The sequence below is a fragment of the Desulfonatronospira sp. MSAO_Bac3 genome, from assembly GCF_003838035.1.
In the GTDB taxonomy this organism is placed as follows: domain Bacteria; phylum Desulfobacterota; class Desulfovibrionia; order Desulfovibrionales; family Desulfonatronovibrionaceae; genus Desulfonatronospira; species Desulfonatronospira thiodismutans.
Genome location: NZ_QYZY01000030.1, coordinates 1 through 14,425, shown reverse-complemented (window position 1 = coordinate 14,425; position 14,425 = coordinate 1). Strand labels below are relative to the sequence as shown.

Below are 14,425 nucleotides of genomic sequence, written 5' to 3'. Positions count from 1 at the left end.
ATGCCGGTTATGGACGGGGTGGAGGCCACGCGGCGGATAAGAAGCATGGAGCATGGGGCAAGGGGCATGGAGCATGGGGCAGGGGGGCCCAGTGAAACCCTTGTCTACGACAGGGAGCCCTTTGGGCTGTTTCACGGGGCAGGCATGGAGCAGAGGGCAGGGGACAGAAATCAGAAGTCAGAGATCAAAAATCAGAGGTCAGAGGACAGAGGTCAGGAGACAGAGGACGGAGACCGGACGTCAGAGATGGGAGAACGTATCCCGGAATTCCTCAATTCCTCAATTCCTCAATCCCCGAATTTGGAAGTACCTGAATCCAAGACTTCCCGAATTCCCATAATAGCTTTAACCGCTTACGCCATGGATGGAGACAGAGAGAGATTTCTGCATGCAGGAATGGATGACTACCTGGCCAAGCCGGTACAGAAAGAGGACCTGGAGCGGGTACTCAATAAGCATTGCACTTGATGCAGGTTGACTTCAGAGTTGTGTCCTGATGCTCCAAAGTACTGCAGTCCGGAAATCCGAAGCTGGCCACACAGCGCACTGCGCGGCCGGGTCGGGAAGGCGGGATGCAAGTTGCGGCTAAAAACAGTCTATTTGTTCCAGCACGCTTGATTCCGGTTTTCTCCTGGCTGCAGGCTCCCCCAGCCGGTTGACCGCCGGGTACAGCTGCGGCGCTTTTGTCTCCCGCCCCTTGACTTCTGCCTGACTGGTTCCTGTCAGATAAGCCCCCTTTCTCCAAGATTGCCATAACGATGGTAGTTGTTGCTTATGCTTTGTTCCTGGAGATACTGCAGCAACTCTAAGCGCCCCTCCATAAAGACCGGAGTCCGGGAGATGTAAAACCCGGTTTCAGCCGCCCGGGCATAAACCACTTCAGGTACCCGTTCTGGACCGGCATAACGGATCCGGTCCAGTTCCTGGATCATTTCGCAGAGCTCTTCATCAGTTTGCTCAATTATCTGCACATCCCTGTTGAACAGTCTGCCCCTTGTACTGTCCAGAAAACCGGTCACTGCATTTTCAAGTCCAGCAGGCAGACTGATGACAGGCTTGCATCCTGTAACAATGCAGGCTGCAGAGCGCCCCAGGACCTCAAAAAGGCTGTCATCAGGGTGCACCCGGATGGCTACCCTGCCCTTGGGCAGGTAACGCAGCACATTGTCCTGACCACGCAGGTGAAAGTAGTCGTGCTCCTTGGAAAACTCCTTCTCCCACTGGTACAGGTAGCTTTTAACTGCATATATTGTTCTGGTGATGTCTTCTGCTATGTCTTCATGGATGCGGTTCCAGCGCAGATCTATCTCCCATTCGTTGACTGTGCGCAGAAGGTGTGATTCCTGCTGCACCGCACCGGATTCGGGATAGCCGGTTTCAGTAAAATCCATGAACTGATAGACATAGTTGGGGCTTCCAGCCTTGATTCCAGCACCCAGGGCGGATTTGCCCATGCCGCCGAAGGGCTGGCGCAGCACTACGGCCCCTGTGGTACCTTTGTTTATGTACAGGTTGCCGGCCTTGACGCCTTTTTTCCAGATTTCCTGTTCCCGCTGATCCAGGCTCTCCAGTCCGGAAGTAAGACCATACCCGGTCATATTCACCAGTTCTATGGCCTGTTCCAGGTTTTCAGCGCGCATGACCCCGATAACCGGCCCAAAAAACTCTGTCATGTGGGTATAACCTCCCGGCTGCACACCCCATTTTATCCCCGGACTCCAGATATAAGGATTGGCCGGGCTGGGCCGGGGCTCGAGGACCCAGGTTTCCCCTGGCTCTAATTCTGTCAGGGCCCGCAGCAGGTCTTTTTGAGGCGGAGCAATAAGCGGCCCCACCTTGTTTTGAAATTCCCAGGCCGAACCAGTGCTGCAGCTCCTGGCTGCATCCACTAACTGACGCTTAAAGAGCTCGTCTTGGTAGACCTCCTTTTCCAGAATCACCAGAGAGGTAGCGCTGCATTTCTGTCCGCTGTTGCTGTATGCCGAATGAATGATATTTTTGATGGCCTGGTCGCGATCAGACATGGAGGTCACTATGGTGGCGTTTTTGCCACCGGTTTCAGCAGCCAGGAAAACATCCGGGCGGTTTTTGAGGATATGCATGCCGGTATCCGTGCCGCCGGTGAGAATGATATAGTCCACGTCCGGATGTTTAGTAAGTTCGTCCCCGGCAGTACTGCCTGAACAGGGAATAAACTGCAGGACTTTTCTGGAGACTCCGGCCCGATAAAAACATTGAACCAGTTCCCAGGCCACCAGCACTGAGGCTGATGCAGGCTTGAATAAAACCGTATTGCCTGCAGCCAGGGAGGCCACAATGCCTCCGCAGGGGATGGCAATGGGCAGATTCCAGGGCGCAATCACCAGGCCTGTCCCCTTGGGCGAGCAGGAAACATTCAGGTCCTTGTAGATCCGGGCTGAATGCGGATAAAGCTCTGTAAAATCAATGGCTTCGGAGACTTCCGGATCGCTCTCGGTAAAAAGCTTGCCCCAGTTGGCAGCCGCTGAACCGATAAGGTCGCCCCGGGCCCGGCGCAGTTCATGGCTCACCAGGTCCAGGATGCGGTGGCGTTCATCAAGGCTTGTATTTCTCCAGCCGTCGGGATCATCCTTGGCCACCTGAATCGCTCTTTGAATGTTGCCGCTGTCGGCAAGGCAATAGACTGCACTTACGACTTTTCTGTCTTTTGCCTCATCAAGAGTGGATACATCCACAATCTCCCGGGTTTCTGACCCGTTGAATATCTCCTCTCCATCGACAACCACAGGTATGCGCAAAGGAGGCTTTTGACCATCATTCATCCATTTGTCGCGGATACTGCCTGCCCATACAGGGGCAGACCGCAAAGACCAGTCCGTATCAGCCTCATTGCGGAAGGTTCTGGTCCAGTAGCTCCCCATATCTTCAGGAAAATTTTCCTCATTGCGGTCCTGGGTCCTGTTGGGGCTGTCCGGAGCATCCTGCATGTGTCTGCAGGACTGAAGAAACTGATTCTTTAGAAAGGACCAGGCCTTTGAATCGGTAGTCAGATGCGGGGCATAGCGCAGAAAATTTTCCGGGGAAGTGTTTTCATCCAGACGCCGGATGAGATAGGCGATGGCATTGATAAACTGCTCTCTGGAAGCTACCGGGGCATAGAGCAGTATGTCTTTTACGCTTTCCTGCAGGGACCGGCGGACATGGTCCGCCATGCCTTCAAGCATCTCAAACCAGAACCAGTCCGTAACCTCCATGACATGTCCCAGCTCGTGAGCATAGGCCAGCTCAAAAAGATTGTGAGAGGCCACTCCGAGATGGACCGCCTGGATACGTTCAGGCTCCATGCCGTAGGTCAGCATGCGTTTGAAGTTGGCATCTACATCCAGCTTGTTGTCATAAGTGGCCAGAGGCCAGTTGAAATGCGAAGACTCCAGAAGCTCCATCTCCAGGTTGGCTCCCTTGACAATGCGCAGCTTAACCGGAGCTCCCCCGGCAGCAACCCGCTTCAAAGCCCACTCTGTGAGCTTTTTCTGCTTGGAGAAAGCATCCGGCAGGTAGGCCTGGAGAACAAGACCTGCAGAATAATCCCGAAACTCATCCTGCTCCAGGGTCCGGATGAAGGCCTCATAAGTTATTTCCAGGTCCCGATATTCCTCCATGTCCAGGTTGACTATCTTGGGCACTTTCTGACCGTTGCTGCGGACGAAATAGTTTTCCCTGGCCACCCGGAAAAGCTTGGACAGACGATCTTTCATAATCTCCACCGTATGCTCGAAGGCCAGGGAAGAGATCTGGGAATAAAGGGTGGAGATCTTTACGGATATATATTCCACATCAGGATTCTGCATGTCCTGGATATAAGTCTCAAGACGGTGCGCGGCCTCGTCTTCACCCAGAACAGCCTCACCGAGATGGTTGATATTCATGCGCACGCCCTGTTTTTTGCGCTTTTCCAGGTGGTTGTGCAGGGCTTTTTCCTCTCCCGGGATAATGGCCCTGGAGGAAGAATTGCGCATCTGCTGCACAAGCCTGGGCACGGAAAAATGGGGAAAGTGCCTGCCCATCCCCACAAACATCTGGATAAGAAGGCGCTCCACCCGGGAGAAAAAATCCGGTACCCCGTACACAGACAGCAAATGGTTGACCTGGTCGGCCACCCGCTCATGATCATGGGAGCGGAAACACTGGTCGATAAGACGGGTCAGCACCACCTTGTCCATGGGGTGGGTCAACAGCCGGTTCATCTGCTCCTGAATGCTTTTTTCTTCACTGGTGAGGAGAGTGTTGGCGCGATTCTGCCATCTAACTGCAAGATTGACTGCATCCTGCAGGATCTGTTCGTGTTGGGAAGGCATTCTTTCTCCTTATCTGTTTATCCTCCGAGATAGGCCTTGCGTACGTCCGGGTTTTTCAGAAGCTTATCCGCACTGTCCTCCAGAACAATTCTGCCCACTTCCATGACATAGCCTCTATGGGCCAGTTTCAGGGCGGCCCGGGCGTTTTGTTCCACCAGCAGTACTGTCAGGCCCTCGGCATTTATTTCCTTTATTTTTTCAAAGATTGATTTGACCAGGATGGGGGCCAGGCCAAGGCTTGGTTCATCCAGCAACAGAAGCTTTGGATGGGCCATAAGACCCCTGGCTATGGCCAGCATCTGCTGCTCACCACCGGACAGGGTGCCTGCGAGCTGGTCTTTGCGTTCCTTCAGCCTGGGGAAAAGCTCAAAATTCCACTCCAGTCTCCTGTTGATCCTGTCTTTGTCGGTCATGGTAAATGCCCCCAGGTCAAGGTTCTCCTGTACCGTCAAGGTGGAGAAGACCCGCCTGCCTTCGGGCACCTGGGCAATACCCTGAGCGACCACATCATGGCCCTGCATGGTGGTAATATCCATGTTGTTATAAAAGATAGAACCCTTGACCGGATTGATAAGGCCGCTAATGGTCATGAGGGTGGTGGATTTACCTGCACCGTTGGCCCCGAGCATGGCCACGATTTCTCCCTCCCGGACATTTAGATTGATGCCGTGCAGGGCTTCCACATTGCCGTAATTTACAAACAGATCCTTAACACTAAGCAGCATGTCTAATCCCTGCCTTCAGCTTCAAAGGCTTCATCCTCTTCATCTTCTTCTTCCTCAATTCCAAGATAAGCTTCTATGACCCTTTGATCCTGGGTGATTTCCGCGGGCGTGCCCTGAGCTATTCTGGCCCCGTGTTCCAGAACGATAATATCCTCGCAGATGCGCATAACCAGGTTCATATCATGCTCAATGAGCAGGACTGTCAGGCCTCTTTTCTGCATTTTTTCTATCAGCAGGACCAGCTGGGTGGTCTCATAATCATTCATGCCGCCGGCGGGTTCGTCCAGGATGATGATCTTGGGATTGCTGGCCAGGGCCCGGGCGATTTCCAGCAGTCTCTGGTTGCCGTAGGACAGGTTCATGGCATTGATATCCATGTGCTGCTTAAGGCCCACAAATTCCAGCTCTTTCAGGGCCCGGGCCAGGGCCATTCGCTCCTCTCTGCGCTGAAAAGGAATGCGCAGCATGGAGGAAAGGATGCCGGAGTTCATGCGGCAATGACACCCGGCCATTACGTTTTCAAGCACTGTCAGGTTCTTGAAAAGCCTTATGGTCTGGAAGGTCCTGGCAATACCCAGGGCGACTATCTTATGGGTTTTCAGACCTGTCAGGCTGTGGCCGTCGAACATAATCCGCCCTTCATCGGGAATATAGTTGCCTGTAATCAGGTTGAACACCGTTGTTTTGCCTGCTCCGTTGGGACCGATGAGACCAACGATTCTGCCCTGTTCCACGTCGAATGAGACATCGTCCACCGCCAGCAGCCCGCCGAACCTCTTGGTCAGGTTCTTGATGCTCAGAAGGGTCATAAGGTCTTTTCTCCGGGTTGTATTTTATGTACTGGATATTTTCTTGGCAGCGGGGGCAGAAAGCCCTGAGGTCTGAACACCATCATGGCCACCATGGCTCCACCGAAGACCAGCATCCTGGCTCCGGCGAACTGCCTGAATATTTCCGGCAGCCCGATTATGAGAAAAGCTCCCAGTATTACCCCCCTGATGCTTCCGGAACCACCGAGGATAACAATGACGAATAAAATCACCGACTCCCAGAAACTGAATGATGCAGGAGAAATGAGGGTCATTTTGGAAGCATAGATATTGCCCACCATTCCGGCCCAGAAAGCGCCCAGGACAAAGGCGGTCAACTTGAGATGGTCGACATTGACTCCGCTGCCCTCGGCAGCCACCTCGTCATTTTTGATGTAGTTCAGCGCCCTGACGTATCGGGACTTTTCCAGGTTGTAAAAAAGCAGCACACTCAGGGCCAGAAAGGCCCAGATGTAGTAGAAAAACTGGTGGGGAGTACGGATATCGAAAAAGTAAAAGTCCGGTCTGGAAATCCCGAATATTCCGTTGGAGCCTCCGGTAAGGCCGAAAATATCATTGACCAGGGCGATGCGGACAATTTCTACAATGGCTATGGTGACTATGAGCAGGTAGTCTCCCCGCAGATGAATGATGGGCCTGGCCACAAGATATGCAAAAAGGGCCGCCGCCAGACCGCTTACAGGCAGCAGCAGCACAATGGGAATGTCGTATGATGTGTTTAATATGCCGGTTGCATAGGCCCCTACGGCAAAAAAGGCAGCGTGGCCCATATGAAAAAGACCGGTATACCCGACAATAAAATTAAGGCTCAGGGCCAGAACTGCGTAAAGGCCGATATTGTTGATGACGTCAATCCAGTAGGCATCCAGAAAAAAGGGGCAGGCCAGAATGACGACGGTAAACGCCACAACCTGGATAGTATTCTTGTGTTTGCGCATGTTGCTTCCTGAATAGCTTATGAGTTCCCGGTTGTACTGCTCAGACCTTGTCTGCCACCCTTTCTCCCAGGATACCCGTGGGACGGAAGATCAGGATCAGAATGAGCACAATAAAGGCTATGCCGTCCTTCCATGCAGTGGAGATAAAAGCAGCCCCCAGGGCCTCGATTACCCCCAGCAGCAGTCCGCCGATCATGGCCCCCGGGATATTGCCTATTCCTCCCAGAACTGCAGCGATAAAGGCCTTGAGACCAAAGGCCCAGCCCATGGTAAAATTGATCTGGCCGTAATACAGTCCAACCATGACCCCGGCTGCACCTCCCAGGGCCGGTCCAATGAGAAATACCAGGGAGATGATCCTGTTGACATTGATGCCCATGAGTCTGGAGGCCCCATGGTCAATGGCCACAGCCCGGATGGCGGTACCTGTCTTGGTTTTCTGGACGAAATAGTAAAGGATGCCCATGAGAATCAGTGAAGCCAGGAGCACCAGGATACGCATCAAGGGTACATCCAGGCCCAGGATGTTCAAAGTAATGCGCGGCAGGATGTCATCCGGGTAGACCCTGAACCTTGGACCCCAGATAAGCATCACTAAGTTGGAGAGAAAAATTGAAGCACCCAGAGCGGAAACCACGGCAGAAAGCCTGTCAGCCTGGCGGACCGGGCGGTATGCCACCCTCTCCAGTACGACGCCCACTACTCCCACCATGCACATGATTATCATCATGAGCAGTATGACCCCGAGAAAAGGTCCAAGATAGGCAGTAACAGCAACACTGGTGAGAACTGTAAGTCCCAGGTAGGCACCAATGGTGAAAAGGTCCCCATGGGCAAAGTTGATGAGCCGCATGACCCCGTAGACCATGGTGTATCCCAGGGCAATCAGCGCGTAAATTCCTCCGACAGCCAGACCATTGATGAGCTGTTCGAAAAAAAATTGCATTTTAATATCCAGGGTTAGATTTTGAGGGCCTGCTGGACGCTATAAAGCTAAAGTGTCCATGATCTTGCGGATTGATTGCTGAAGTTATCTGTTAATTGCTATGAGAACAGTAGCAATGAACCAGGAACAGATAACAGGTGCCAGCAACCACGGATTGCCCGGAACCCGGAGCCCGCAATCCTTTTCAGTCCAAAACCCGGACTACGGACCCCGGATCCTGGACTTGCTAATTCTGCATAACGAAGTTGCCTTCGTCGTCGACCTGGTACAGTCGATACAGTTCACCGTACCGGTCGCCGTATTCATCAAAGGAGATGGTGCCGGTCAGCCCGTCAATCTCCAGCTCATCGCGCATGTAATCCGCCAGGACATCCCTGTCGGTGGAACCGGTGGCTTCCAAGGCATCAGTGAGAACCAGGAAGGCCTCTCCTGCCAGCACGGCCCAGATGGAGCCGGGATTGGAATCGTGTATTTCATTGAATGAAGACAAAAATTCAGTGGCCTGGGGAGTCTCCAGGTCCTGCGGCACTAGAGGGCTCAGGAAATAAAAGTCTTTTGCAGAGGCAGTACCGGCGATAGAGACCAGATCAGGATTATTGGTGGCATCACCTCCCAGCATGGGTACATTCCAGTTCATCTCGTTTTTCTGCCTCAAAAGCATGCCGGCTTCCGGGTAGTATCCGGTGAAAAACACAATCTCGGGCTCAGCGTTTCTAAGCCTGGACAAGATGGTGCTGTAGTCGCGTTCTCCGGGTGTCAGGGCGTCGAAGAAGACAATTTCCTTGTTGTCCTGCTCCAGAAGTGAGCGGGTTTCATCAGCCAGGCCGCGGGCGTAAGAAGTACTGTCATGGAGGATGGCCACGCTGTTGTAGCCCATTTCATCTATGGTCTCGGCGGCTACTCTGCCCTGCTCGTCATCCCTGGGACAGGTCCTGAAGAAGTAGTTGAGCCCCTGTTGAGTGAGACGGACGGATGTGGCCCCGTTGGCTACCTGGATGACTCCGAAATCATTATAGATATTTTGAGTGGCTTCGGTAATGGAAGAGCCATATGTTCCAATGACAGCGATCACGTCCCTTGTAGCCATGCGGTTGGCGGCGGAAACTGCTGTGCGAGGGTCTCCACCGTCGTCTTCAACCCTTAGATGTACTTCCTGGCCGTTGATTCCCCCGGCCGCATTGACCTCATCCGCCAGCTACTGAACAATGTCCCTCATATCACGGCCTTCACTGGCCCAGGATCCGGTGAGGGGAGCCATGAGCCCGATTCTGATTTCGGCCCAGGCACTGCCCAGTCCCAGAAACATGGTCATGACCAGAGATAAAACCAGCACTTTAACCTGCACTTTCATGGATTGCCTCCTTCATAGGTAGGGTGGTAAGAGGTTGGTGAAATTAAGTATCAGCCTGGAAAAACAAAATTTTTACATAATTGTTTGCCGCTGATTGATGGCGGATTAGATTTAATTAAATGAATTCAATCAGTAAATCAAGAATTAATAATACCTCTGGAATGAAAAAGTTGTTGACCCTGCGTCGGTCCGTTCAGTCAATCCTGTCCGCTAAAAACAGTAAAGACATTCAGGCATTCTGTGGTGGCTGGTTCGCTTGTCACTGCAGCACGGACTTATAAAGGGTTCATGCCTGGAATTTGATTTGTTTGAATTAAAAAATAAAAATCAGGACCGTTAAAGAACGGTGATCAGGTTTACAAGCAAAAAATAGTCCGGCTTAAATTCCTGGTAGGCTTTTTCTAATGACACTTAATCTGGATACGGACCGGGCAGGTTGTTTTTTTGTAAGACAGGGCCTGTAGATGTATTTTTTTTACAAAATTGTGCACTGTACTTCAAGGTCTGATATAAAATTGTAAAAAATCGGTTTTTTTGATGCACCTGCAAAAAGTCGAGAAATCAACAACTCAGCCACACGTCCTGCCACACGTCCTGCCACGCGCTTCGCGTGGTTCGCGTGGTTCGCGTGACATATATCTTTGTTTTTACTGGCCTCTGATGTCTGATCTCTGAAAACAGGCTCCATCTATTAACCTGCCTCGCATAAGTCTTTGATTTTTTCCCGGCACGCGCTTCATCCTGAGTCTTTTGGCTTTTGTCATCTGTCCGGGCAGCTCTCGACAGGCGACATTAAAATCAACTGTATTTGTTGCACATCTGTAATCTGGTCCAGTAGATGCTTGGTAACATACGGGGGCAAATCATGTTTAAGGTTTGAAGATTTCAGCAACCCGGACAACAAAGCGCCTTACAGACGTTCTTGTTCCTGTGGTTGCAGCTTGTTATCCGGTTTGACATTTTTGTACCTGGGTAAAGAGTAACCATTCAGGAACTACAACTGAGTGCCTCCTGAATGGTTACGGTAAAGCTGTCCGCAAGGGGAAACCCTTAAAGTTGAACCTGAAGCAATCAGAAGGGGCTGTCTATGTTGACTGCTTTGGAACAAAACTTCCGCAATTATGACCCGGGGCCTTATTATGACGAGATGTTCGAGTCGTTCCAGAGGCCCAGGCCGGGATGCAGGGTCCTGCTGGACAAACTGGAGTCTCTTTCCTTCCAGGAGATCCAGGCCATGCAGGCTGCTGCGAAACAGTCCTTTTTTGATCAGGGCATAACCTTTGCGGTTTACGGTGAGGGACAGGGTTCAGAAAGAATAATCCCCTTTGATATGGTTCCAAGAATCATAGAAGCCCGGGAATGGGCAGCGCTGGAGCAGGGGCTCAAGCAGAGAATTTATGCCCTGAACCTCTTTTTAGACGACATCTACAATGAACAGAAAATTATCCGGGATAAAATAATTCCCCGGGAGGTGATAGAGACCTCTGCGGGCTATAATCCTAAGTGCCTGGGCCTCAAGCCGCCCCAGGGTGTATGGTGTCATATATCCGGTACTGATCTCATCCGGGACCAAAACGGAATTTTTATGGTCCTGGAAGACAACTTGCGAACCCCTTCGGGGGTATCCTACGTCCTGGCCAATCGTCAGGTTATGAAAAATATCCTTCCAGCGGCCTTCAGTGAATCCCGGGTCCGGCCGGTGGAGAACTATCCCTCGCTCTTGCTGGATATGCTCTATTCCATAGCCCCGGCAAGTGACCATGTACCCAATGTGGCCCTGCTCACCCCGGGAATTTACAACGCTGCCTTTTACGAGCATTCCTACCTGGCTCAGCAGGCGGGAATGGCTCTGGTGGAGGGTGCGGACCTGGTGATGCTGGACGGTTATGTGCACATGCGCACAACCCATGGACTGGTCCGTGTAGATGTCATTTACCGCCGCATAGATGATGAATTCCTGGATCCGCTTTGTTTCCGCGGGGATTCCCTGCTGGGTGTTCCTGGGATAATGGAGGCCTACCGCAATTCCCAGGTGGCCATAGCCAATGCCCCTGGAACAGGTGTAGCAGATGACAAGGTGGTTTATTCCTATGTACCGGAGATAATAAAATATTACCTGGATGAGGATCCGGTTATACCCAATGTCCCCACATATCTCTGCCGGGAACCCGGACAGATGCATCATGTCCTTTCCAGTCTTCAGCATTTTGTGGTCAAGCCCGCCAACGAGTCCGGGGGGTATGGCATGCTGGTGGGGCCGGACTCCAGCCGGGAAGAAAGGGAGAATTTTGCAGCCAGGATACAGCAGAGCCCACGCAATTATATAGCCCAGCCAGTGATTTCCCTTTCCCGGTCCCCGGTGATAGTCAACGACCGTTTTGAAGGCAGGCATGTGGATCTCAGGCCATACATACTTTATGGTCAGGATATCCAGGTTGTGCCCGGGCTGACCAGGGTGGCACTGAAAGAAAACTCCCTTGTGGTCAACTCTTCCCAGGGTGGGGGCAGCAAAGACACATGGGTACTGTGTGAATAGGAGGTTTTTGTCTTATGCTGAGCCGAGCAGCGGATGCAGTATACTGGATGAGCAGGTACCTGGAACGGGCCGGAAACATAGCCAGATTTCTGGATGTCAACTGGCATTTGACCCTGGATGTCCAGGACCAGTACCTTGACCAGTGGATGCCCCTGGTGGTTACCACGGGGGACTACAAGGATTTCCAGGCCAGGTATCAGGAAGAGAGCAAAGAGGGCTGCATTTATTTTCTGACCGCGGATCCGGTCAATCCCAACTCCATACTGTCCTGCGCCAGGGCAGCCAGGCAAAATGCCATTTTTGTCAGGGATATTCTGCCGGCTGACATGTGGGAGGCCATTAATGTACTGTATCATCAGGTCCAGCATGCCTGTGAACGCCCGGAAACAATTCAAATGATGCCCAACAGCTTCTGCGCGGATGTAAAGTGGAGGAGCCTGACCATAGGCGGCATCGCCTGGGAAACCATGTCCCATAATGAGCCATGGCGTTTTTTTCGTCTGGGAGCCTTACTGGAAAGAGCGGATAAAACATCACGGATTCTTGACGTAAAATACTTCATGCTTCTGCCCAGCATCAACCATGTGGGGTCCACGCTGGATTATATTCAGTGGGGGGCTCTGCTTAAGGCTGTCAGCGGATTTCAGGCCTTCAGGCACGATTACGGCAGAATAGTGCCGGAAAAAGTAGCTGAGTTTCTCATACTGGACCGGGTATTTCCCCGCTCCATCCTGTACTGTCTGTCCCAGGCCCAGTCATGCCTGCACGACCTTACCGGCAACAACCTGGGGCGATTTACCACTTCCGCGGAGAGATACCTGGGGCAGATCTGTTCCAGTCTCTCATACAAAACCATACAGGATATATTTGATCAGGGGCTGCATGAATTCACCGAGGAGCTGCAAATGAAGATGAACAGGCTGGACACAGCAGTGTTTGACACTTTTTTCTCTTTATGGCCTGGTGTTCAGCAGGAGGTTGTTCAGGAGCAGATTAATGCCGGTGGCTGATTTACATAAAAAGGAGTGTATTGCATGACTTTCTGTCTGGGTATAGCAGTAGAACAGGGACTCGTGGGGATTGCTGATACCAGGATCACCTCGGGCAAAGAACTGACCAGCGCCCCCAAGATTACTTGTTACAATTTTGGAAACGGCAATGGGGCTTTTTTCATCATGAGTTCCGGGCTGCGATCCATCCGGGACAAGGTGATAATCTATTTCGATGAAGAACTGGGGCAAAGGGAGGAGCCTTTTGACCGGATTTATAAGGCGGTAAATGCTATATCCAGGCACATAAGGGTTGTGGCTGAAGAGGACGGTGCCTTCCTGAAGCAGAACGGGCTTTCCTTCAACATGCACATGCTTGTAGGGGGACAGCTGAAAAACGATGCCGCGCATCAGCTTTTCCTTGTTTACCCCGAAGGAAACTGGGTGATAATAACTCCGGGCACCCCGTATCACATAATAGGCGAAAGCGGATATGGCAAGCCGGTTCTGGACAGGACTCTTAAATATACAGACGATCTCTCTTTTGCCTTAAAAGTGGGCTGCCTGGCCTTCGATTCCACCAGGATAAGCGCTTCTGATGTCGACTTTCCTGTAGATGTCATCCTTTACTACCGGAATGCCGGAAACATGGTCACTCACCGCTACGAAAAGGATGAACTGTCCGAGATTTCCACCTGGTGGCAGGAAAAGCTGAGGTCCTTAGTTCACGAACTACCCTCGGAATGGGTGGAAGACATAGCTGCCAGGCTGACTAAAGTAAATCCTGAAAAACGCAGTCCAATAGAGCCCCCGGATGGTAGACAGAATTGATCTATTCCATAACCAACACCACTGTTTACCATTTTAACAGGGGAGTCTTTTTTGAGCCCCACTATTTAAGACTTTATCCCCGCAATGATCCCGGGCAAAAGGTGCTGAAGCACAGTATCAGCATAGACCCTCTGCCCACGGGTTACTCCACTGGGCTGGACGTTTGGGGGAACTCCTTTGTACTGGCCTGGTTTGAAGGCTTTCATTCCATAATGCAGATAAAAAGTACTTCCAAAGTACAGACGCTGCGCACAAACCCCTTTGATTTTGTCTTGCCGGGCTCCAGTCAAGGCATTCCCCCAGGTCTAAACCACCAGGAGAAAACCGACCTTAAATCCTGTCTCACCCCCCGGTTTTCTCGGCTCGACAATTTCTTTTCCTGGTTTGACCCAGACACCTGCAAAAGAGATGAAAACCATGTGGTAAGCCTTCTGTCTCAACTGACTAACTGGATCTTCGAGCATGTCAAGCTGGAGCAGCGATGGGACACAGGGATTATACCCCCATCCAGGCTTTTAGAAACCAGGCAGGGGTGCTGCAGAGACCTCTCTGCACTGTTTGTGGAGTTTTGCAGGCAGCTGGGAATAGCCTCGAGGTTTGTTAGCGGATACCAGGAAGGAGATGAAGACATTCTGGAGGCAGAGCTGCATGCCTGGGCCGAGGTTTATCTTCCCGGGGCGGGCTGGCGCGGCTATGATCCATCCCATGGTCTGGCAGTGGCGGACCGCCACGTAGCCCTGGCAGCAGCACCGGACCTGGAAAACATCATGCCTGTAGTGGGAACATACCGGGGAAACGAGGCGCGTTCCAGCATGGAACACAGCGTGCACATGAAAAGACTCAGGTAAATGAAGGCATTCATGGGAGTCCTCGGTGGTAGTTCCCGGCACAAGGCCCTGGGGACTGTCCCCCACTAAGTAATGATTATGCAGCTTGGCAAAATTT

Annotated in this window: 10 protein-coding genes and 1 pseudogene; 5 read left to right on the top strand and 6 right to left on the bottom strand. The window is 52.0% G+C overall.

The features are described 5' to 3' along the window. The coding region (locus D5S03_RS01140; protein ID WP_353745140.1) for a response regulator at window positions 1-468 on the top strand (468 nt) is incomplete at its 5' end. Between the two features lie 254 nt (window positions 469-722). Here the strand turns inward: D5S03_RS01140 and D5S03_RS01135 are convergent. The 6 genes and pseudogenes from D5S03_RS01135 to D5S03_RS01110 form a co-directional block, all read right to left on the bottom strand. After that, the gene (locus D5S03_RS01135; protein ID WP_287042425.1) at window positions 723-4,334 is read right to left on the bottom strand and encodes a proline dehydrogenase family protein; all 3,612 of its coding nucleotides are present in this window, start codon (window positions 4,332-4,334) and stop codon (window positions 723-725) included. A 17-nt stretch (window positions 4,335-4,351) separates the two neighbouring features. Next, window positions 4,352-5,059 carry an ABC transporter ATP-binding protein gene (locus tag D5S03_RS01130; RefSeq protein WP_008868961.1) on the bottom strand — a complete coding sequence of 236 codons (708 nt, stop codon included), beginning with the start codon at window positions 5,057-5,059 and terminating at the stop codon, window positions 4,352-4,354. Window positions 5,060-5,061: 2 nt separating this feature from the next. Continuing rightward, entirely contained in the window at window positions 5,062-5,868 is an 807-nt protein-coding gene (locus D5S03_RS01125) for an ABC transporter ATP-binding protein (RefSeq protein ID WP_287042424.1), read from the bottom strand. Further along, entirely contained in the window at window positions 5,865-6,827 is a 963-nt protein-coding gene (locus D5S03_RS01120; protein ID WP_287042423.1) for a branched-chain amino acid ABC transporter permease, read from the bottom strand. Before D5S03_RS01120 ends, D5S03_RS01125 begins: the two co-directional genes overlap by 4 nt. Before the next feature lie 40 nt (window positions 6,828-6,867). Next, window positions 6,868-7,773, bottom strand: coding sequence for a branched-chain amino acid ABC transporter permease (locus D5S03_RS01115; protein ID WP_008868958.1), 906 nt, complete (start codon window positions 7,771-7,773; stop codon window positions 6,868-6,870). 226 nt (window positions 7,774-7,999) lie between these two features. Then, window positions 8,000-9,124 (bottom strand): annotated as a pseudogene (locus D5S03_RS01110) (branched-chain amino acid ABC transporter substrate-binding protein). 1,087 nt (window positions 9,125-10,211) lie between these two features. Here D5S03_RS01110 and D5S03_RS01105 point away from each other — a divergent pair. From D5S03_RS01105 to D5S03_RS01090, 4 genes are read left to right on the top strand one after another with little or no spacing between them, the layout of a single operon-like run. Then, window positions 10,212-11,660 (top strand): circularly permuted type 2 ATP-grasp protein, encoded by a 1,449-nt coding sequence (locus D5S03_RS01105; protein WP_287042422.1) that lies wholly within the window; start codon window positions 10,212-10,214, stop codon window positions 11,658-11,660. A 14-nt stretch (window positions 11,661-11,674) separates the two neighbouring features. After that, complete coding sequence (locus tag D5S03_RS01100; RefSeq protein WP_008868955.1) at window positions 11,675-12,670, top strand: alpha-E domain-containing protein; 996 nt, start codon at window positions 11,675-11,677, stop codon at window positions 12,668-12,670. Between the two features lie 24 nt (window positions 12,671-12,694). After that, window positions 12,695-13,480: a proteasome-type protease gene (locus D5S03_RS01095; protein ID WP_008868954.1), complete on the top strand. Its 786-nt coding sequence runs from the start codon at window positions 12,695-12,697 to the stop codon at window positions 13,478-13,480. Then, window positions 13,477-14,328 (top strand): transglutaminase family protein, encoded by an 852-nt coding sequence (locus D5S03_RS01090; protein WP_008868953.1) that lies wholly within the window; start codon window positions 13,477-13,479, stop codon window positions 14,326-14,328. The genes D5S03_RS01095 and D5S03_RS01090 overlap by 4 nt, the downstream gene beginning before the upstream one ends. Window positions 14,329-14,425: the final 97 nt, after the last annotated feature.